Annotated in this window: 16 protein-coding genes and 1 riboswitch; of the genes, 10 read left to right on the top strand and 6 right to left on the bottom strand. The window is 59.1% G+C overall.

Features of this window, described 5'->3' with window-relative positions; genetic code table 11:
• Window positions 1-18: 18 nt before the first annotated feature.
• A complete protein-coding gene (locus I6L34_RS16740) occupies window positions 19-1,557 on the top strand; it encodes a sensor domain-containing diguanylate cyclase (protein ID WP_216955016.1) in 1,539 nt (512 codons plus the stop codon).
• Window positions 1,558-1,603: 46 nt separating this feature from the next.
• Window positions 1,604-2,479 carry a patatin-like phospholipase family protein gene (locus I6L34_RS16735; RefSeq protein ID WP_005338362.1) on the top strand — a complete coding sequence of 292 codons (876 nt, stop codon included), beginning with the start codon at window positions 1,604-1,606 and terminating at the stop codon, window positions 2,477-2,479.
• 72 nt (window positions 2,480-2,551) lie between these two features.
• On the opposite strand, the gene I6L34_RS16730 is transcribed toward I6L34_RS16735, so the two are convergent.
• Window positions 2,552-3,892, bottom strand: a complete 1,341-nt coding sequence (locus tag I6L34_RS16730; protein ID WP_005338365.1) for an APC family permease — start codon at window positions 3,890-3,892, stop codon at window positions 2,552-2,554.
• 198 nt (window positions 3,893-4,090) lie between these two features.
• Complete coding sequence (locus I6L34_RS16725) at window positions 4,091-4,357, bottom strand: DNA-binding transcriptional regulator (protein WP_005338367.1); 267 nt, start codon at window positions 4,355-4,357, stop codon at window positions 4,091-4,093.
• 258 nt (window positions 4,358-4,615) lie between these two features.
• On the opposite strand from I6L34_RS16725, the gene I6L34_RS16720 reads away from it, so the two are divergent.
• From I6L34_RS16720 to I6L34_RS16705, 4 genes are all read left to right on the top strand, one after another.
• Window positions 4,616-5,212: a hypothetical protein gene (locus I6L34_RS16720; RefSeq protein ID WP_216955015.1), complete on the top strand. Its 597-nt coding sequence runs from the start codon at window positions 4,616-4,618 to the stop codon at window positions 5,210-5,212.
• A gap of 308 nt (window positions 5,213-5,520) precedes the next feature.
• Window positions 5,521-6,540, top strand: coding sequence for a porin OmpA (gene ompA / locus I6L34_RS16715; RefSeq protein WP_013723997.1), 1,020 nt, complete (start codon window positions 5,521-5,523; stop codon window positions 6,538-6,540).
• A 307-nt stretch (window positions 6,541-6,847) separates the two neighbouring features.
• A complete protein-coding gene (gene ompA / locus I6L34_RS16710; protein WP_216955014.1) occupies window positions 6,848-7,846 on the top strand; it encodes a porin OmpA in 999 nt (332 codons plus the stop codon).
• 230 nt (window positions 7,847-8,076) lie between these two features.
• The gene (locus I6L34_RS16705; protein WP_075115728.1) at window positions 8,077-9,114 is read left to right on the top strand and encodes an OmpA family protein; all 1,038 of its coding nucleotides are present in this window, start codon (window positions 8,077-8,079) and stop codon (window positions 9,112-9,114) included.
• An 85-nt stretch (window positions 9,115-9,199) separates the two neighbouring features.
• Here I6L34_RS16705 and I6L34_RS16700 read toward each other — a convergent pair whose 3' ends face one another.
• Window positions 9,200-10,894 carry an NAD-dependent malic enzyme gene (locus I6L34_RS16700; protein WP_005338379.1) on the bottom strand — a complete coding sequence of 565 codons (1,695 nt, stop codon included), beginning with the start codon at window positions 10,892-10,894 and terminating at the stop codon, window positions 9,200-9,202.
• Window positions 10,895-10,963: 69 nt separating this feature from the next.
• Window positions 10,964-11,821 carry an AraC family transcriptional regulator gene (locus I6L34_RS16695; protein ID WP_005338380.1) on the bottom strand — a complete coding sequence of 286 codons (858 nt, stop codon included), beginning with the start codon at window positions 11,819-11,821 and terminating at the stop codon, window positions 10,964-10,966.
• Window positions 11,822-11,941: 120 nt separating this feature from the next.
• Between I6L34_RS16695 and I6L34_RS16690 the strand changes: the two genes are divergently transcribed.
• On the top strand, window positions 11,942-13,321 hold the full coding sequence (locus tag I6L34_RS16690) for an MATE family efflux transporter (protein ID WP_047435970.1): 1,380 nt from the start codon (window positions 11,942-11,944) through the stop codon (window positions 13,319-13,321).
• Window positions 13,322-13,444: 123 nt separating this feature from the next.
• Window positions 13,445-13,693 carry a YciN family protein gene (locus I6L34_RS16685; protein ID WP_005338382.1) on the top strand — a complete coding sequence of 83 codons (249 nt, stop codon included), beginning with the start codon at window positions 13,445-13,447 and terminating at the stop codon, window positions 13,691-13,693.
• 33 nt (window positions 13,694-13,726) lie between these two features.
• On the opposite strand, the gene I6L34_RS16680 is transcribed toward I6L34_RS16685, so the two are convergent.
• The gene (locus tag I6L34_RS16680) at window positions 13,727-14,848 is read right to left on the bottom strand and encodes a GGDEF domain-containing protein (RefSeq protein WP_216955013.1); all 1,122 of its coding nucleotides are present in this window, start codon (window positions 14,846-14,848) and stop codon (window positions 13,727-13,729) included.
• 246 nt (window positions 14,849-15,094) lie between these two features.
• Here I6L34_RS16680 and I6L34_RS16675 point away from each other — a divergent pair, with 246 nt between their 5' ends.
• Both I6L34_RS16675 and I6L34_RS16670 read left to right on the top strand, forming a co-directional pair.
• Window positions 15,095-16,492 (top strand): nucleobase:cation symporter-2 family protein, encoded by a 1,398-nt coding sequence (locus I6L34_RS16675; RefSeq protein ID WP_058056701.1) that lies wholly within the window; start codon window positions 15,095-15,097, stop codon window positions 16,490-16,492.
• A gap of 99 nt (window positions 16,493-16,591) precedes the next feature.
• Complete coding sequence (locus I6L34_RS16670) at window positions 16,592-17,308, top strand: protein ligase (protein WP_216955012.1); 717 nt, start codon at window positions 16,592-16,594, stop codon at window positions 17,306-17,308.
• Window positions 17,309-17,422: 114 nt separating this feature from the next.
• On the opposite strand, the gene I6L34_RS16665 is transcribed toward I6L34_RS16670, so the two are convergent.
• Complete coding sequence (locus I6L34_RS16665; protein ID WP_005338391.1) at window positions 17,423-18,799, bottom strand: sodium:alanine symporter family protein; 1,377 nt, start codon at window positions 18,797-18,799, stop codon at window positions 17,423-17,425.
• A gap of 106 nt (window positions 18,800-18,905) precedes the next feature.
• A riboswitch (glycine riboswitch) is annotated at window positions 18,906-19,021 on the bottom strand.
• Between the last annotated feature and the right edge of the window lie 389 nt (window positions 19,022-19,410).

The following is a 19,410-nucleotide window of genomic DNA, read 5'->3' as shown; positions in this document are numbered from 1 at the left end:
CAACCCGACTGACTGCCTATGCCCAAAATGTCTGACCACCGCTTTCTCACACGCCTGACCTGGCTCCTGTTCGCCGTGGTCATCCTGCTGATTGGTCTGACCTTGCGGCAAAGCCTGAAACAGATAGAACGCCTCTACCAGAGCGATACCCTCAACAGCGCCATCTACCTGCGGGATCGGTTCAAACAGACCGAAGTGTTTCTGGAGGCGATGCGCGGTCAAGCCGAAGAGCGACTGCGCAGCGACCCCCAGTCGGTGCTCACCCGCCAGCTCTATCGCCATATCGAGGCGCTGCCAGAGGGGCTGGCTCTCGACAAGCTCCCCGGTGATTTACCAGCCGGACTGGCGGGCAACCTCACCGGTGACGGCCCGCTGCCGCCCCCCGGCAGTGCGCGGGAGGCGCAACTTCATTTGGCCCTGAGCCTCTCCCCCTTGCTGTCCACCGCCAGCCAGCGCCTGGGCAGCGAGATCGCCTGGGCCTACTTCACCGGCGTGGACAACTTTATCTACCTCTATCCCTGGATCCCCTCCAGCCAGTTTCGTTTTGCCCGCAGCATCTATGACAAGCACTACTGGCAAGATGCGCTGATGTCACCCAACCCCAGCCGGGACACCATTCTCTCCCGCCCCTACGAAGATTTTGCCGGACTGGGCACCATGGTCACCATGTCCCAGCCTCTCTACAAGGACGGCTCGCTGGTAGGGATGATCAGCATGGACATCCTGCTCTCACGCTTGCAATCGCAGCTCAATCAGCTGGCACCGGCGCTGGGTGAGTATCTGCTGCTCAATCAGTACCATCAGGTGCTGGCCAGCAGCGCACACCAGCCCGTGGTGCCACAAGACCCCGAGCCGACCGACGAATACCAATGGCGGCAAGGGGCATTGCAGCTGACCATGGCAATCCCAGATACCCCGTTGCGACTGGTGCACAACGTCACCCTGCTGCCGCTGGTGTGGGCCATGCTCTGCCAGTCCACGCCGACCCTGCTCGCCATCCTCTTTATGCTGCTGGCCGCCCTCTCCAACCTGAGATCCCACCGCCTCAACCAGCGGCTCAATTACCTCTCCTGCCACGATGCCCTCACCGGTGCCTTCAACCGCCACTATCTGGTGCTGCTGGAACAGGCGGGCGATCTGGCCCGGCTGCAAGCGGGGATCCTGATGTTCGATGCGGATCACTTCAAACGGGTCAATGACAACTTTGGCCATGCCGTCGGCGATATCGTGTTGATCCGGCTGGTGCAGATCTGCCAGCAGCAGCTTAGACCCACTGATCGCCTGATCCGCTGGGGGGGCGAAGAGTTTCTGCTGCTGATTGGCCGCGCTGATGCAACGCAGCTCGGCGAGCTGGCGGAGCGGCTGAGAAAGGCGGTGGCGGATCACGACTGGGCCGCCATCGAACCCGGGCTGGAGGTCACCATCAGCCTCGACTATCTGCCCCACCAGGAGAACCTTCCCCTGCACGAAGCGGTACGCCGCGCCGATGTGGCGCTCTATCAGGCCAAGGCCAATGGTCGCAACCGCAGCGAAAGATGGCAGGGTGACGCCTCCTGACTCTCGGAGTAAGCTGAGCCCTCAACCCCTTTTTTGGAGGACTGTCGTGCCACGTAAACCCCGCGTAGGGCTCGCTCTCGGGAGCGGCGCCGCCAGAGGATGGGCCCATATCGGCGTCATCCGCGCCCTTGAACGTCTCGGCATCAAACCGGATTTGATCGCTGGCTGCTCCATCGGCAGCTTTGTCGGTGCCGCCTATGCCGCCGGTGAACTGGATCGACTGGAAACCTGGGTGCGCGGCTTTACCCGCCTGCAGGTGGTCAGCCTGCTCGACCCGGCCCTCTCCGGCGGTCTGTTTCGCGGCGAAAAGGTATTTGGCCTTGCCGCCAGCCATCTGGGGGATCCCGATCTCGAGAACCTGCCCATCCCCTTCGCCTGCATCGCCACCGAACTCGATACCGGCCGCGAGATCTGGCTGCAACAGGGCCCGCTGCGCCAGTCGGTGCGCGCCTCCTGCGGCATGCCGGGGATCCTCACCCCGACCCGGATCAACGACCGCTGGCTGGTCGATGGCGCCGTGGTCAATCCGGTGCCCATATCGCTGGCCCGCGCCATGGGGGCCGAGGTGGTGATTGCGGTCAACCTCAACACCGATATGCACCAACCCTGGACCGACGAGCCGGATCAACCCGGCAGCGGCGGCCTGCTCAGCCAGTGGCTCAATCGCGGTGAATCCGCGCCAGCCACCCCGGGTCTGTGGAGCGTGATGAGTGGCTCCATCAACATCATGCAGGAGCGGATCACCCGCGCCCGGATGGCCGGTGATCCGCCGGAGATCCAGCTCTGTCCGCGCCTTGGCAGCTTCTCCATCATGGATTTTCATCGCGCCAGCGATGCCATCAACGAGGGGGAAGCCTGCGTCGAGCGCAATCTCGATCAGCTCAAGGATGAACTGGGCCGCCTCGGGTTGCTGGGCAGTTAGTTGTCGACATGCTGCGGTTTACACATGAAAAAAGCGCCATTCGGCGCTTTTTTTTTCAACTCACTTACCCGGTCACTCCTTACGGTAGAAGAGCAACCCGAGCAGAATCACCCCCACAGAGACCAGCAGATAGAGTCCCAGACTGGGATTGGTGATACCGCCATACAGAATGATGAGCGCGCCCAGGGTGGCACAGGTCGGGATCACAAACCGCTTTATCCAGCCCAACTCGGTAAAGGTGCGCATGTACCAGACATAGAGGAACAGATAGAGGCCATAAATCAGCACGATCGGCATCTCGTCCAGGGCGATGTAACGACCGAATGTCTCGTTGATGCTGCAGTACCACAGCACTGAGTAGATCACCGACAACAGTGCTGCCGCGAGGGCCGAGTTGATTGGCATGTGGTGATGCGGTTCGATACGGCTCATCCACTTGGGGGCCGGCCCCTGATTGCGGATCGCCAGCGAGTAGGGAATGCGCATGGTCGCCAACACCAGACCATTGAGGGTGCCGAGGCAGGAGATAATCACGAACACGGTCAAAATGGTCGAGGCAGTCCCGCCAAACAGGCTGGTTGTCGCGAGATTGACCGCGTTATCCCCTTGCGCCACTATCTCGTCCGTCGGCAAGACGCTGGCGATCCCCAGAAAATAGGTGACATAGACCACAAAGACTATCAGGGTGCCAATCACCAGCGCTCTGGGCAGATTCTTCTTGGAATCGCGAATTTCGCTGTTGATGGTCACGGCGGCGATCCACCCCTCATAAGCGAAGGCGGTGGCAACCACGGCCGTGGCCAGAGTGCCTCCGGTGCTTCCTATCCCATCCATTGCCTGCACAAAGTTGGTCACGGTGACACCATTGAGCAAACCTGAAATGGTGCCCACAATGGCAACCAGGATCAGCGGGATCAACTTGATCAGGGTAGAGCCCACTTGCAGCTTGCCCGCCAGGACCGGGGTATAGAAGTTGATCAGATAGGTGACCGTCATATAGACAGCCGCCAGTATCCAGGTCGCACCAGAGTTGGTCGGATTATCACTACCGAGCAAGATCATGGTGTACAGAGCGGCGACCCAGGCAAGGATGGCGGAAAGAGGGGCGTAATAGAGTACGCCTTTAAACCACCCCACCAGATAACCAAACATTTTGCCGTATGCCGCTTCGGCATAATCGACGATACCGTTGGACTTTTCGATCCGCTGGGCAAACTCGGCAAACACCAGCGCGCCGAAGATCATCGAAAATGCCCCCAGCGCCCATGCCAGCAGCGCAATGGCCAGATTACCGCCAGTCAGACGCAGTACATCATCGGCCTTGAAGAAGACACCGGAGCCGATCACCACGCCGACCACCATCGCAATGGCAGTCATCAGGCCATAGCGTTTATCCAACTCATTACTGCTCATACCCATACTCCATACGATTGCTCATATCATCCTGAATGTAATAGTGTTCGGGTGGCCAGATACCACCAGGGGCCCACTTTTCGGGGCCGCTTATTCTCGTTGGCCTGCATGGATAATTCAAAGCGTGTTAGATCAAAATATCGATCGGCAACCCAAAAAAATACCGCCCGAAGGCGGCATTTCTATTCACATCGATGATCACGCCTTGGCGAGGTCATCCGGGCCAATCTGGCCGATTTCGGCGACTTTCTTGTCTGCCAGCAGCCAGAGGGTGAACTTGTGCAGATCCGGGTGGTGCGCCAGGGCAACCAGGAAGGCGCCCCCAACTTCACGGTAACCCAGCTCGTAGTTTTTCAGCGTGGTGGGAGGAACACCCAGCAAATCTGCAAACTTCGGACGGCTCAAACCGACCGCTTCACGGATCTGACGGATCTTCTTGCCAACAGTGACGATATTTGAATTCATAATGTTCCATACTCCGTTTGGCGGATTTACTCCGCCTTTTATTTTTCGCGACGACTCGTAGTCAAGTGTATCAGTTTTGTTCGGACTCGTTATGGTCGAGCCTCTATCTTATGAGCGCCTTTCGGCGACAACCCTTGCCTTCAAGGGGGGATGGTAATCGCTCAGCCGCCTCAGGTAAACAGTCTCGAAAAGAAACCTTTATTGTGGCCCCCCCAATAACTCGTATAATCCGCCGGATACCCATTAAGAGGAATAAGTATGGCGTTTCCCGGCATTATCTCTCGCCTGCACCCCGTATCCAGCACAGAAGAACTGGCACAACAGCGCCTGCAAGGTGAACAATATCGCGCCGAAGCATTCTGGCTTCCGGCCTTGATGTCCAGCCACGCCAGCGAACTGCTGGCCGCCCTGCCGGAGAGCTGCAGCCTGTTTCTTGAACAGGCATGCCCGGACCTGGCCTTGCGCAGCCACGACGGCACCCTGCATAACAATGGGCAGCTCATCACGGTAAATGGTCAGGCAATTGCTCTGGCAACCACCTCGGGTGATGGTGGTCTGGTGCCCGAATCGGGCATGTGCGAGATGGCCGACTGGCTGGAGGCGGGACACCGTCATTTCATCTGTTCAGCTGCGGTTCAGCCTGTGGCTCGCGCCATCCTCAACATCTGGCCCCTTGACCCCTATCTGGCCCGACATTTCTTGATGACATTTACCCCCCTGCTGCAGAGCGCAACCCAGACAGATTACCTCGCGGTCTTTGCCGCCAGAGCGAATCCAGCCAACCCGCATAGCGACTGGGTTCAGGCTTATATGAAGCTGGAAAAGAAACTGCACAGGGCCTATCTGGATCACTAATTAATCTGGATAAACAGCCATTTAAGGTCACGACACAATTTGCCACAAGGCTCATTTGTGAGCTTGATCATGTTTTAAAATCGGCATAGAGTGCGCCTCGTCATCGGAATGACATCAGTTGCCTGGCAGTGGTTTCTCACGCATTGCGTGCCATGCCAGCGCACTCGACACACCAGGAGAGTGTGCAACCCGGTTATACCGGGTCATCTGCCAGACTCGACGCCAGCCGTACGGCGGAGCCTGCAGCTTACATAAATTACAAAGTGTGAAGCACGTGAATAACGTGCGATCTCAACGAGGATTTTTTTATGATGAAAATGGCTCCTTCCATGATCGCCATCGCCATGGCTGCTCTGGGTGCTACCGCTGCTCACGCCGCTGACGACATCTACTTCGGTGCCGGTGTCGGTGCTACTCACTTCAACGGCCTGAACAAGCTGGAAAGCACCAATGTAGGCCAGGAAGACGCGGCTGCTGCCAACGCCTTCATGGGTTACAACTTCACCGAAAACTTCGGTACCGAACTGGGCTACCAGTACACCGGTCGTGGCAACACCGACGGCAACCGTTACGAGAGCCAGGGTGCCACCCTGTCCGGTATCGCCCGTATGCCGGTTGGCAACGACTTCTCCCTGTTCGCTGAAGGCGGCGCCTACTGGGGTCACACCGATGGTCTGGGTACCAGCGACACTAAAGTTTCCCCGCTGGCCGGTGCTGGTGTGACTTACAAGGTAAATGACGCGCTGGATCTGCAAGCTCGCTACCGCTACATGTGGGACGTCGCTGACCTGCACGCCAACGGTGAGCGTTACAAAGCCAACCAGAGCATCGCTACTCTGGAAGCGGTATACCACCCGTTCCGTACTTCCTACGTAGCTCCGGTAGCTGCTCCGGTTGTTGAAGAAGCGCCGGCTCCTGCTCCGCAAGTGGTAGAGAAGAACTTCGCCCTGAACTCAGACGTGCTGTTTGCCTTCGGCAAAGATACCCTGAAGCCGGAAGGCGTTGCAGCCCTGAACGGTCTGTATCAGCAAATCGTTGAGTTCCAGCCGAAAGATGGCAACGCTGTTGTTGTTGGTTACACCGACCGTATCGGTTCCGACGCTTACAACCAGAAGCTGTCTGAAGCCCGTGCCCGTACCGTTGCCAACTTCCTGGTGAGCAAAGGTATGGCTGCCAGCAAAGTTGCCATCGAAGGTCGTGGCGAAGCTAACCCGGTTACCGGCACCAAGTGCAACGGCGTAACTGCTAAAGCTCAGCTGATCTCCTGCCTGGCTCCGGATCGTCGCGTAGAAGTTCGCGTATCTGGCGTACAAGAAGTTCAGCAATAATCTGACCTCGTTCAGATAGTGCGAAAAAAAGGGATGCTGCGGCATCCCTTTTTGTTTGTCTCGTTCTCGCTTGCATCCCTCAGTCCCGCCTCCCTGCCCTTGCCTGCCCCGTCTCGAAAGCATAAAGTAGTTGCGCCTGTAAGGTATTGGATAAGCACTAAAAAGCGCTTCTTGTCCGGTCTGTTGTCCATGACGCCAATGCATCATGAGAGTCCAAAGCCTTCGCTATCCACTTTGCTGGCGATTTTTCGCAGCAATAAAAACAAGTGCATTGCCCGACATGGGCTAACACAACGAGGATAAACCGATGAAACTCAAAATGGCTCCTACCCTGATTGCACTGGCGCTCGCCGCCGCAGGCACCACAGCTCAGGCTGCCGATGACTGGTACACCGGTGTTGGTGCAGGTTGGGCATATACCCACGGTCTGGATGATTTTGGCAAAGACACTGACAAAGACGCCACCGCGCTGAGCCTGTTCGGCGGTTACAACTTCAACGACTACTACGCAGCGGAACTGGGCTACCTCTACGCCGGTAAAGCGGGCGTTGACGGTGCCGATTTCAAAACCCAGGGTGCAACCCTCTCCGGTATCGCCCGCCTGCCGCTGGGCGATATCTTCTCGGTGTTTGCTGAAGGTGGTGCCTACTTCAATCACGTCAACGGCAATGGCAACAGCGACAACGGCACTGCACCGCTGGCGGGTCTGGGTCTGACTGCCAAGCTCTCCGACCTTATCGATGTGCAGGCACGCTACCGCTATCTGTGGAATCTGGGTGACGAGCAGAAAACCTGGGAGAGCGACATGAGCGTCGCGACCCTGGAGCTGGTGATGCACCCGAACCGTACCTCTTATGTTGCCCCGGTTGCCGCCCCTGCGCCTGAGCCGGTTCCCGAGCCGGTACTGGTCGACAAGAACTTCGCCCTGAGCTCTGACGTGCTGTTTGCCTTTGGCAAATCCACCCTCAAGCCAGAAGGTGTCGCAGCGCTGAATACGCTGTATCAGCAGATCGTTGATGTTCAGCCGAAAGATGGCAGCGCCGTGGTCGTCGGTTACACCGACCGTATCGGCTCTGATGCCTACAACCTGAAACTATCCGAAGCGCGTGCCCGTACCGTGGCCGACTTCCTGGTTGGCAAAGGTCTGCCGGCTGGCAAAGTTGCCATCGAAGGTCGCGGTGAAGCCAATCCGGTCACCGGTACCCAGTGCAACAGCGTCAAGGGCAAGGCTCAGCTGATCTCCTGCCTGGCGCCGGATCGCCGTGTAGAAGTACGCGTCACCGGCGTGCAGCAAGTACAACAATAATCCTGCAGTCCGACATAACAAGGAGGCCACCTGGCCTCCTTTTTCTTGCCGCTTATTCGCCCACCTTGTAACCCTCTTTTGCTCTTCCACTTCCCGTCTCGCATCCATGGTTCACGGCGTGTCGCCCCCCATACCTCTTTGGTGGTTAAAAACAGCCCGTCACCTATACATAAGTGTGGGGTTTGACCAGCAGGCAACCTCACTACACCAAACATCGACGAGGATACGCGATGAACATAAGAGTAAAACCTGTGTGGATTGCACTGGCATTGGCGAGCACAGGCGCACAAGCGGAACCGGTTCACGACTGGTATGCCGGGATTGGCGGTGGCTGGGCCATTGCCCACAATCTGAATGATTTCAGTCAGGATGTCGGCAAGGATGCGACTGCGCTCTCCCTGTTTGGCGGCTACAACTTCACGGAAAATCTGGGGGCAGAGATTGGCTATCTCTCCACCGGTGACTGGGATATCAGCGGCCATGACTTCAACAGCAAGGGAGCCACGCTGTCAGTCATTGGCCGCCTGCCGCTCAGCGAGATGTTCTCGCTCTTTGCCGAGGGCGGTGGCTATATCTATCACGTCGAGTCGGTCAATGGCGGGGACGACAACCTGGCGCCGCTGGCGGGTCTGGGAGTGACGGCCCGGCTCCATGACTGGGTCGATCTGCAGGCACGCTACCGTTACATAGTGCGCGTTGGCGATGATCCGGATAACGGCAAAGCCAACAGCGGTACCCAGCGCTGGGTCAGCGACATCAGCACCGCCACGCTGGAGCTGGTGATCCACCCGAACCGCAGCCAACCTAAAGAAGCGGCCCCCACGCCCGCCCCGGTCGTGGTTCCCCCGCCACCGGCCGAACCGGAAGTGGTGGATCAGACCTTCAACCTCAGTTCCGATGTGTTGTTCGCCTTTGGCAAAGTGGACCTCAAACAGGAGGGGATGAGTGCGCTGGACGATCTCTACCAGCAGATCGTCGACGTGCAGCCCAAGGATGGCAGTGCGGTGGTGATGGGGTATACCGACCGCATCGGCTCGGATGCCAACAATCAGAGGTTGTCAGAAGCTCGGGCCCAAACCGTTGCCGACTTTCTGATCAGCAAGGGATTGCCTGCCGACAAGGTGAGCATCCAGGGCAATGGCGCGAGTAATCCGGTCACCGGCAACCAGTGTGATGCCATCAAGGCGAAGGCGGCGCTCATCGACTGCCTTGGGCCGGATCGCCGGGTCGAGGTGCGCGTCACCGGCGTACAGGGCGGCAGCGAGTAGTTGATCTTGAGGCGATAACCATGTCAGACGTGCAGTAAAAAGGGATGCCGAGGCATCCCTTTTGCTTTGCATCTTCCCGCAGAAATCAGAACGAGGTGCGACGGTAGCGGCGATATTCCGGATGCCAGAAGTTGGCGTCGATGGCCTGATCGATCACCTCGTCCGGGGTCTGCACCGCCTTGCCCTGCAGCATGGCGGTCTTGGCTACCATCTTGGCGATGTAGCGGGAGACCTGATGGATATCCGCCAGATCCGGCAGCAGAGAACCCTCCTCCCCTTTCACCAGCGGCGAACACTCTGCCAGCGCGCGACTGGCCGACATCAACATGGCGTCGGTCACCCGGGTGGCGCCGGAGGCGATGACGCCAAGGCCGATCCCCGGGAAGATGAAGGAGTTGTTGCACTGGGCGATGACGTAGCGCTTGCCCTTGTGCTCTACCGGTGCGAACGGGCTGCCGGTGGCCACCAGCGCCTGACCGTCGGTCCAGCGGATAAGGTCAGCCGGTGTCGCCTCGACCCGTGATGTAGGGTTGGAGAGCGGGAAGATGATGGGACGGGCACAGTGCTTGTGCATGGTCTTGACCACCTCTTCGGTAAACAGCCCCGGCTGGCCGGAGACCCCGATCAGGATGTCCGGGCGACCATGCTCCATCACCTCCAGCAGGGAGATGTTGTCACCCACCGGCCAGTCGGCGATGCGCTCCACCGGTTGGGAGAGACGGCGCTGGAAGTCGAGCTGGTTGGGGATCTTGTCGGTGATAAGACCAAAGCGGTCCACCATAAATACTCGGCTGCGGGCCTGGGCATCGGTCAGCCCTTCAGCCTTCATCTGCGCCACGATCTGCTCGGCAATGCCGCAACCGGCGCTGCCCGCCCCGAGGAAAGCAACCCGCTTCTCGGAGAGCTTGGCACCGGAGGCCTTGCAGGCGGCGATGAGACTGCCCAGGGTCACGGCAGCAGTACCCTGAATGTCGTCGTTGAAGCAGCAGAGCTCGTTCTTGTAGCGGTTGAGCAGTGGCATGGCGTTGTTCTGGGCGAAATCCTCGAACTGCAGCAGGATATCGGGCCAGCGGCGTTTGACCGCCTGAATGAAGGCATCGACAAACTCGGCGTACTCATCCCCCGAGATACGCGGATTGCGCCACCCCATATAGAAGGGGTCATTGAGCAGTTGCTGGTTGTTGGTGCCGACATCCAGCACCACCGGCAGGCAGTAGGCGGGCGAGATGCCACCACAGGCGGTGTAGAGGGAGAGCTTGCCGATGGGAATGCCCATGCCGCCAATCCCCTGATCACCCAGACCCAGGATCCGCTCGCCATCGGTCACCACGATCACTTTGACGTTCTGCTTGGTGGCGTTTTGCAGCATGTCATCGATCCTGTCTTTATCCGGATAGGAGATGAACAGACCACGGGCGCGGCGATAGATGTTGGAGAACTCCTCGCACGCCTTACCGACGGTCGGGGTGTAGATGATGGGCAGCATCTCGGTCAGGTGGTTGTGCAGCAGACGGTAGAAGAGCGTCTCGTTGGTATCCTGGATGTTGCGCAGATAGATGTGCTTGTCCATGTCGTTGCCAAACGCCATGAACTGGCGATAGGCGCGCTCGGCCTGCTCTTCGATGGTCTCGATATTCTGGGGCAACAGACCTTCGAGGTTGAAGTTGCTGCGCTCTTCGCTGGTGAAGGCGCTGCCCTTGTTGAGCAAAGGGGTCTCCAGCAGGGCGGGACCGGCGTAGGGAATGTAGAGAGGACGTTTCTGGTTATTATCTTCAAACATGGATCTTGGTACCTAAACGGTTAGCTAGACGCAGGGACCCGCCGATCCTAGGGGCTTGTCTCATTAATTTCAAAGAGTTTGCACATCCGTTGCAAAAGGTTTGCGACCCAGTCGACGAAAGGCGCCGGGGGTCTGACCAGTCAGACGACGAAAGCGGTTGGCAAAGTTGGCCCCATCGCTGTAACCGACCCGGGCCGCCAGCTCGCCAAGTGGCCAGTTGGTATAGAGCAGCAGCTGGCGCGCCTTGTTCATTCTGAGCTCGGTCACCCTCGCCATCGGCCCCATACCGAACGCTTGCTGACAGAGCCGGTGCAGATGGGGAACGGAGCAGGCCATCTGTCGGGCCAGCAGGGCGACACTCCAGGGTTCGTCCAGGCGCGCCTCCACCCGGCGAAACAGTGCCTGCAACCTGAGTTCAGGGGTACCGCGCACCTCCCCTTGCAGGGTGCGCTCCAGCAGCGCCAGCAACAGGCTGAGCAGTTGAGGTTGCAGCGAAGAGCGAACCCCCTCCCCCTGCATCAGGCTGAGCAGATGGTAGAGCTGATCGCCGCCATCCCCTTGCCAGATACGGTGCCCAAGACGATGCAGGTGCTGCCAGCGCGGCACGTCATCGAGCAAAATCCAGCTGATCTGCCAGCTTTCGCCAATCAGTTTGAGACCACCGGGTACGGCGGCGGGCAGGAAAATCAGCGATCCGGCCGGAATGGCTTGCTCCCCCTCGTCGGTGAGCAGCGCGCCACCCTCATCGTGACTCACCATCAGGATGTGAAACTCGGGGCGATTGCGGCGGATGAGGTAGTGATCCCGCACCCGGGAGAGGCCGGTCAGGAAGATCCCCGCCTCGCCGAGCAGGGGCAGCCCTTCACGTCCCAGCATCTGCTCTTCACAGGCTGGCGCTATCTCCAGACACTCGCTGGCAAATGGCATAACACCTCAACAGGATAGTTTTACACAAGAAAATCGAGAGCTACTCACAGTGAGAAGAGCCTCATCAGCCCCTATCATACCCCTGACAAACCTTGCTTTTCTCATACCCGGTTAACAACTATGAATTATTGGCAAGCGATTTTAAAACAAACCACCGATCGCGAGTTCATGACCCGATTGTGGCGGCTGGCTCTGCCTGTCTCGCTGCAATCCATGATGTTCTCCCTGCTCGGCCTCATCGATATCATGATGGTGAGCCAGCTTGGCACCACGGCTGTGGCGGCGGTCGGCTTGGGTAACCGGGTCTTCTTTTTCAATCTGCTGGTGATAGCGGGCCTCGCGGGTGGGGTCTCGGTATTGGCAGCACAATACTTTGGGCGCGGGGAGATGGCCGGGGTACGCCGCTCCCTGGCGCTGGCAATAGTGGGCGCCCTGCTGGTCACCCTGCCCTTTGCCTTCATCTATGTGTTATCACCGGGCAGTGTACTCGGCTTTGCCAGTCAGGATCCGGCGCTGCGGGCACTGGCGGATCAATTCCTGATGATCACCGGCGCCACCATCCTCTGTACCGCCATCGTGGTGCCGCTGGAATCAGCCCTGCGCTCGGTCGGCAATGCCGCCGCGCCGACCCGCATCGGCATTATCGCCATCATCGCCAACGTCATCCTCAACTACGCCCTCATCTTCGGTCACTTCGGCTTCGAGGCAATGGGGGTGGCCGGTTCGGCCTGGGGCACCACCATTTCCCGGCTGCTGCAGACAGCCCTGCTGCTGCTCTACGTAAAGCGTTATGAGGCGCGCCTGATCCCGCGTGCACCAGACTGGCTGGCCGCCTTCAAGCGCAAGGAGGTGGTGCGCTTTACCCTGATCGCCCTGCCGCTGCTGTTCCATGACGGCCTCTGGGCCTTCGGCATGCTGATTTACGGCTTTCTCTATGCCCATCTTGGCACCGATTCGCTGGCCATCATGACCACACTGGGTACGCTGGAGAGCATCCTTATCTCCCTCTTCTTCGGACTGGCGGTGGCCTGCTCCACCCTGCTCGGCCACCGGCTCGGGGCCGAGGAGTACGAGATTGCCTGGCAGCACTCCCAGCTGTTCCTGCTGCTGGCACCGATTGGCGCGCTACTGGTGGGGATCATCGTCTGGCTGCTGCAAGCCAACCTGCTGCAGTGGGTCGGCAACCTGCCCCCCGAGCTGATGACGGAAGCGGGACAGGTGCTCGGCATCATGTGCCTCGGGATGCTGCTCAAGGTGTTCAACATGGTGGGGATCATCGGGGTGCTGCGCTCTGGCGGCGATGTGAACTACAGCATCTTCATCGATATTGTCGGCATGTGGTGCATCGGCATCCCGCTCGCCTGGGTGGCGGTCACGCTGCTCGGCTGGCCCCTCTCCTGGGTGGTGGCGGTGGTCTTGCTGGAGGAGCTCAGCAAGGTGTTGCTGGTGCAGCGCCGTATTCGCCAACGCTGCTGGTTGAAGAATCTGGTGATCGGATAAACAGCCACAAATCGGGGTCATATCAATGACAGAAAAACCCTGTTTGCAGTATGCTGGGCGCCTCTTCAATCAGAGACAGGGATCCACGATTTCCCTGTCCAGTAGTCGTTTAAGGAGACGAGCATGCAACCACAGAAAGAGCTGATCACCGAGACGGCCCTGCTTGAGATGGCCAACAAGATCATCAAAGAGCATGAAGACTTCATCCACGGTATGCGCGCCGATTCGGTGGAGCAGAAGGGGGATATTCTGGTGTTCAAGGGGGAGTATTTCCTGGCCGAAGACGGCACCCCGACCGGCAAGACCATGGCGGTCTTCAACATGTTCAAGCTGCTGGCCCAGCAGCTCTCCGGCAAGTACAAGCTGGCCTGATCGCACCAGCTCATTGCCAACAGGATGCCGCCCTCAGGCGGCATCTGTTTTTGCGCGGTTCTGCCCCTCGACCACCACGCAGTTGCGTCCCGCCATCTTGGCCTGATAGAGGCACTCATCGGCACGGTTGATCAGAATATCGATTGTGTCATCGGAACGAGCCATGGCAATCCCGATACTCACCGTCACCTCCAGCAATTCGTCCGAGGTGGGGCTCTTCACCAGCCGCGCCTCGACGGCAATGCGCAGCCGCTCGGCCATTTTGCTCGCCAGCGCCGGATCGGCGCAGTTATGCATCAGGATGGCAAACTCTTCGCCACCATAACGCCCCAGCACCATGTCAGGCTCCAGCTGCTCCCCCAGGGTGGTAGCCACCTCCTTGAGCACCGCATCCCCCGCCAGATGGCCGTAGATATCGTTGATCCGCTTGAAGCGATCGAGATCCAGCAGCATCACCGCAAAGGACTTCTTCTTGAGTTGCAGCCGGATTCTGGCCTGCTCCAGCTGCTTCATCAGCAAGCGGCGGTTCATCATGCCGGTCAGCTCATCGGTGGTCGATTCCCGATATAGCCGCAGCAGCATGTTGAGCTGGCCACACTGCACCCAGCAACTGGCCATGGTAAACATGCCGAGCACCCACACCTGATTCAGAGTGGCCTGACTCCAGATGCTCTGGCCCACCAGCAGCCAGTGGCCCAGCAGCATGGTCACCAGTACCACGCCAGCCAGTTGCAAGCCGAGGGAGAGGGGGATGGGGAAGATGGCAAACAGGGTGATCAGCAGATAGGGAAAGACCGCATAGCCCGCCTGCAACTCCTGTCCGGCGCCAAAGCTGTTCAGGCAAAAGAGGGAGAAGAGCATCATCACGGCCATCAGGTAGCCAAGGGCCAGCTTCATCCGTTCCCGCTTGAAGTGGATGAGGTAGGAGAGCGGAATAAGTGGCGAGAGCGCCAAGGTGCAGAAGATCCTGGCCTGGAATAGCTGCTCGAAATGAACTGCGGGCAAGGTCAACCAATCCACCACGGCCCAGGCGGGCAATCCGAGCATCAGCAAGCAGGTCAGCAGGCGCAAACGCACCGTCATAAAGCCCATGCGAGTACGAGTAAAGTCTTCGGAGTGAACCCTCGCACTCCAGAACTCTGACAACTTGAGCATCCAGAGTCTCCACGATGAATACTGAGGGCTCATTCTACACCTACAAAGTGGTAAAAATGTCATTAGCGGGGAGAATAAAAAGGAGAGGTTGATCACACAAACCGACAGATGATAATCGCAGCGCGCAAACGTTTCAACCCATCAAAAAATAAACCTTTTTTTGCATAATTAGCGCTGGTAAGCCTCATTTCAATCACTACAATAGCGCCCAATTTTCTCCCCCTCCCCACACAATTCGAGGTACTTATGGAACAGGCTGCTGTCACACGCGCCAATCGAGAGGCCCATCCCCCCAGGCGAGCCCATAGCGAACTGGTCTATGGCATAGAGGATGTCCCGCCTCTGCCCCAGACGCTGTTCGCCGCCCTGCAGCATATGCTCGCCATGTTTGTCGCCATCATTACCCCGCCCCTGATTATCGCCAATGCCCTCGGCCTCCCTGCCGCCGACACCCGTTATATCGTCTCCATGTCGCTGGTCATGTCCGGCATCGCCTCCTTCATTCAAACCCGTCGCTTCGGCCCCATCGGTTCCGGCCTGCTCTCGGTACAGGGCACCAGCTTCAACTTCCTCGGCCCCATCATCGCCTCCGGTCTCGCCCTCAAGCAGGCCGCCATGCCCACCGAGGATCTGCTGGGCACATTGTTCGGCACCATGATGGTTGCCGCACTCACTATCGTGGTGATGAGCCGCTTCCTCCATCTGGTGAAACGGATCATCACCCCGCTGGTCACCGGCATAGTGGTGCTGCTGATCGGTCTGACCCTGATCAAAGTGGGCCTGATCAGCATGGGCGGCGGTTATGCAGCCCTCTCTGATGGCAGCTTCGCCAGCCACACCAACCTCTTCCTCTCCCTGCTGGTACTCGGCCTGATCGTGTTGCTGCAGCGCAGTCGCAACCCCTGGCTGCGCCTCTCCGCCATCATGATCGCCATGCTGGCGGGCTATGCCGTGGCCCTGCTGCTGGGCAAAGTGAGTACCCCCACCTTCGATGGCCCGCTGGTGATGGTGCCCATTCCGCTTCACTACGGTCTCGGCTTTGACTGGCAGCTGTTCGTGCCGCTCGCCATCATCTTCGTGGTGACGGCGCTCGAAGCGATCGGCGACATGACCGCCACCTCGGATATCTCCGGCGAGCCACTGGAAGGGCCTGTCTATATGGAGCGGATCAAAGGCGGCGTGCTGGCTGATGGTGCCAACTCCATGCTGGCGGCGGTTTTCTCCACCTTCCCCATGTCCACCTTCGCCCAGAATAACGGCGTCATTCAGCTGACCGGTGTCGCCAGCCGTCACGTCGGTCTCTTTATCGCCGCCATGCTGGCCCTGCTCGGCCTGTTCCCGGCGGTCGCCAGCCTGGTACAGCAGATCCCCGAGCCCGTGCTGGGGGGCGCCACTATCGTGATGTTCGGCACCATCGCCGCCGCTGGCGTGCGCATCATTGCCCGCGAGGAGCTGGATCGCCGCGCCCTGATGATCCTGGCTGTTTCGCTGGCCATGGGGCTGGGAGTCGCGCAGGTACCGGAAGTGCTGCAACACCTGCCGGAGCTGGCCAAGAGTGTGCTCTCCTACGGCGTCGCCACCGGTGGCATTACCGCCATCGTGCTCAACCTGCTGCTGCCCAAGCGCGAAGCGCGTCACTCCTGAGACACCGCCTACCGATAGCAAACAGCCCCGCACTGCGGGGCTTTACCTTGCCAGTCGCCACGGGTAGTGTGCTGGGCAGCCTTTTTTGAGGATGCCGCCATGTCCTATCGCCTGCACTCCCCCCTCCCCGATACCGCTTCACCCGCACAAATACTTGCGCAAGAGCAGTGCTGGTTGCGCGACTGTGCCCATGACGGCCAGCCCCGCGCTCACCTGTGGCAGGCGCCCCAATGCCTGATTGTCACTCGCAAAGATACCCGCCTCCCCCGTTACGAAACCGCCTGCAAACAGCTGGCAGACGAAGGCTGGCCGGTGCATGTGCGCGACAGTGGCGGTACCGCCGTGCCCCACGGGGCGGGGATCCTTAACCTATCCCTGCTGCTGCCTCGCACCACCACAGACCTCGCCCACTACTACCGGCTGCTGGGGGCGCCGCTGCTGACCCTGCTGGCGGAATACGGCCTTGAGGGAAGCTATGACTTCGTGCCCGGCTCCTTTTGCGATGGTCAGTACAATCTGGTGATCGGGGGACGCAAGATCACCGGCACTGCCCAGCGCTGGCTGGCGCCGGGACAGGATCACCAGGGTGCCGTGCTGGCGCAAGCCATGCTGCTGGTGGCGGGTGATGTGGATGAGGGAACCAGGATGGCGAGCCGCTTCTACGAATTGGCGGGCGGCGAGCTGCGTTTTATGGCGGGAACCTCCACCACGCTGGCAAGCTGCATCGATTGGCGCGGTAGCGATCAGGCACTGGTAGAGAAAGTGCGAGCACATCTGGATAACCTGCTTAGCGAGGGGCTATCCCCCTCATCCTGACCTTATCCCGAAGGGAGAGGGAAAGTCACCATCCATAGACACGGCGCACAAACAAGCCACGACCGGAGTCGTGGCTTGTTCTTTTCAATGGGAACGTGAAACGGGCCGAGGCGTTCAGGCCGTCTGCGGCTCCGGCTCGGCTTCGCTATCCAGATCCCGGCTAAAGTAGGCGCGGGTCTCGGCGATCACTACATGGCGCAGGCCAATCAGGCCGATGAGGTTGGGCACCGCCATCAGGCCGTTAACGATATCGGCCAGCAGCCAAATCATGTCCAGATGGAGGAAAGCACCGCTCGCAACCAGCGCCAGATAGACCAGACGATAGGGCTTGATCGCCTTCACCCCGAACAGGTATTCGGTGCAGCGCTCGCCGTAGTAGTTCCAGCCAAGGATGGTGGTAAATGCGAAGAACAGGAGGCCAATGCTCACCAGATACTGGCCAACATGGGCATCGAGCCCCTGGGCAAAGGCCAGACTGGTCATAGCCGCGCCGCTTGCATCGCCGCTCCACACGCCTGTGACCACCAGGGTCAGGCCGGTCATGGTGCAGATGATGATGGTGTCGATGAAGGTACCTGTCATGGAGACCAGCCCCTGCTCCACGCAGGAATCGGTCTTGGCCGCCGCCGCCGCGATGGGTGCAGAGCCCAACCCTGACTCGTTGGAGAAGACCCCGCGCGCGACCCCGGACTGGATTGCCAGCATGATGCTGGCACCGACGAAGCCACCGGTCGCCGCATGGCCGGTGAAGGCACTCTCGATAACCAGCATGACGGCATCGGGCAGGGCGCTGGCGTTGTTCACCAGCACGCCCAGACAGGCGACGATGTAGAAGATGGCCATGAAGGGCACCACCTTGCTCGACACACTGGAGATGGATTTGATCCCCCCCAGGGTCACCAGCGCCACGATCAGGGTCAGCACCACGGCGGTCGCTTCACGGGGCACCGAGAAGGAGAGGCTCATGGCGTCTGAGATAGCATTGACCTGCGGGAAGGTACCGATACCGAAGAAAGCCACGCCGATGCCGAACAGGGCAAACAACTTGGCCAGCGGCTTGGAGCCAAGCCCCTTCTCCAGATAGTACATGGGGCCACCCGCCATCTGGCCGTTGGCATCCTGCTCGCGATATTTCACCGCCAGCAGGCACTCGGCGTATTTGGTAGCCATGCCGAACAGCGCTGCCATCCACATCCAGAACAGGGCACCGGGACCACCGAGCTTGATGGCGGTAGCCACCCCGACGATGTTGCCGGTACCGATGGTGGCAGAGAGTGCGGTACAGAGGGCGCCGAAGCTGGAGACATCCCCCTGCTTGCCCTGCCCCTGATCGCGACCAAAGACCAGCCGCAGAGCGAGCGGCAAGCGCACCACCTGAAGCAGACCCAGACGCAGGGTGAGATAGATACCGGTCCCGACCAGCAGGATCAGCAGGGGTGGACCCCAGATAAAGCTATCGATGGCGGTTAACGCCGATTGAATTGATGACATGCATCCTCCTTAAGAAACAGAAATTAAGGAGGAGAAGGATGATCTTCCCATAGGTGTCGCGATCCCCAAAGGCGATCGGATGCGGGCCAAGCCCAGGTACAACCATCCCATCCCCTCTGTCCTTTTGCCTGAGAGTTTCCGGCGCCAGCCTGCCCTTGCGGGTAGTCATGGTGCCTTGCTCCTTCGGCGCCCGATTTAACGGGTCTCTCCAGAGTATCGTCCAGTAGCAGTCCACACCGGTTGCCCGGTACCTGAAAGATTCACTTCTTCGGTGGATGGTTGCCCATCGCTCTCCTGCTACCTTCATCCGAACTAGTTTGGATTAGGAAGTCGGCATGTTAATCCAAAAAATGTGAGCTGTCTCGCACTTGGCCGTCCCCATTTATATTTTTTTAGTGACCGCCAAAACCGCGGCAAGAATGTTAAATGTTAGTTAACTATCAACAAGTTAGGCTCTCACGAATCAAATGTGGCCCAAACGGGAAAAATGGTGGATAGAGAACAGTGATCCCTCTCGTTTCGCCAAGAAAATCTTGCCGACATATCCAATCAAAATGCTTGCACACAGAATCAATAAGCCGATAATCCGCTGCATAACCAAGCACTTTGTT

Origin of the sequence: Aeromonas sp. FDAARGOS 1404 (genome assembly GCF_019047085.1) — a bacterium.
GTDB classification, from domain to species: Bacteria; Pseudomonadota; Gammaproteobacteria; order Enterobacterales; family Aeromonadaceae; genus Aeromonas; species Aeromonas veronii.
This window is presented reverse-complemented; position numbering and strand designations above follow the sequence as displayed.

What these genes read in the sequence shown, in the direction of transcription:
- I6L34_RS16740 (WP_216955016.1), top strand. Translation starts at nt 19, where the DNA reads ATGCCCAAAATGTCTGACCACCGCTTTCTCACACGCCTGACCTGGCTC.
- I6L34_RS16730 (WP_005338365.1), bottom strand. Translation starts at nt 3,892, where the DNA reads ATGAGCAGTAATGAGTTGGATAAACGCTATGGCCTGATGACTGCCATT.
- I6L34_RS16725 (WP_005338367.1), bottom strand. Translation starts at nt 4,357, where the DNA reads ATGAATTCAAATATCGTCACTGTTGGCAAGAAGATCCGTCAGATCCGT.
- I6L34_RS16720 (WP_216955015.1), top strand. Translation starts at nt 4,616, where the DNA reads ATGGCGTTTCCCGGCATTATCTCTCGCCTGCACCCCGTATCCAGCACA.
- ompA (WP_013723997.1), top strand. Translation starts at nt 5,521, where the DNA reads ATGATGAAAATGGCTCCTTCCATGATCGCCATCGCCATGGCTGCTCTG.
- ompA (WP_216955014.1), top strand. Translation starts at nt 6,848, where the DNA reads ATGAAACTCAAAATGGCTCCTACCCTGATTGCACTGGCGCTCGCCGCC.
- I6L34_RS16705 (WP_075115728.1), top strand. Translation starts at nt 8,077, where the DNA reads ATGAACATAAGAGTAAAACCTGTGTGGATTGCACTGGCATTGGCGAGC.
- I6L34_RS16700 (WP_005338379.1), bottom strand. Translation starts at nt 10,894, where the DNA reads ATGTTTGAAGATAATAACCAGAAACGTCCTCTCTACATTCCCTACGCC.
- I6L34_RS16695 (WP_005338380.1), bottom strand. Translation starts at nt 11,821, where the DNA reads ATGCCATTTGCCAGCGAGTGTCTGGAGATAGCGCCAGCCTGTGAAGAG.
- I6L34_RS16690 (WP_047435970.1), top strand. Translation starts at nt 11,942, where the DNA reads ATGAATTATTGGCAAGCGATTTTAAAACAAACCACCGATCGCGAGTTC.
- I6L34_RS16685 (WP_005338382.1), top strand. Translation starts at nt 13,445, where the DNA reads ATGCAACCACAGAAAGAGCTGATCACCGAGACGGCCCTGCTTGAGATG.
- I6L34_RS16680 (WP_216955013.1), bottom strand. Translation starts at nt 14,848, where the DNA reads ATGCTCAAGTTGTCAGAGTTCTGGAGTGCGAGGGTTCACTCCGAAGAC.
- I6L34_RS16675 (WP_058056701.1), top strand. Translation starts at nt 15,095, where the DNA reads ATGGAACAGGCTGCTGTCACACGCGCCAATCGAGAGGCCCATCCCCCC.
- I6L34_RS16670 (WP_216955012.1), top strand. Translation starts at nt 16,592, where the DNA reads ATGTCCTATCGCCTGCACTCCCCCCTCCCCGATACCGCTTCACCCGCA.
- I6L34_RS16665 (WP_005338391.1), bottom strand. Translation starts at nt 18,799, where the DNA reads ATGTCATCAATTCAATCGGCGTTAACCGCCATCGATAGCTTTATCTGG.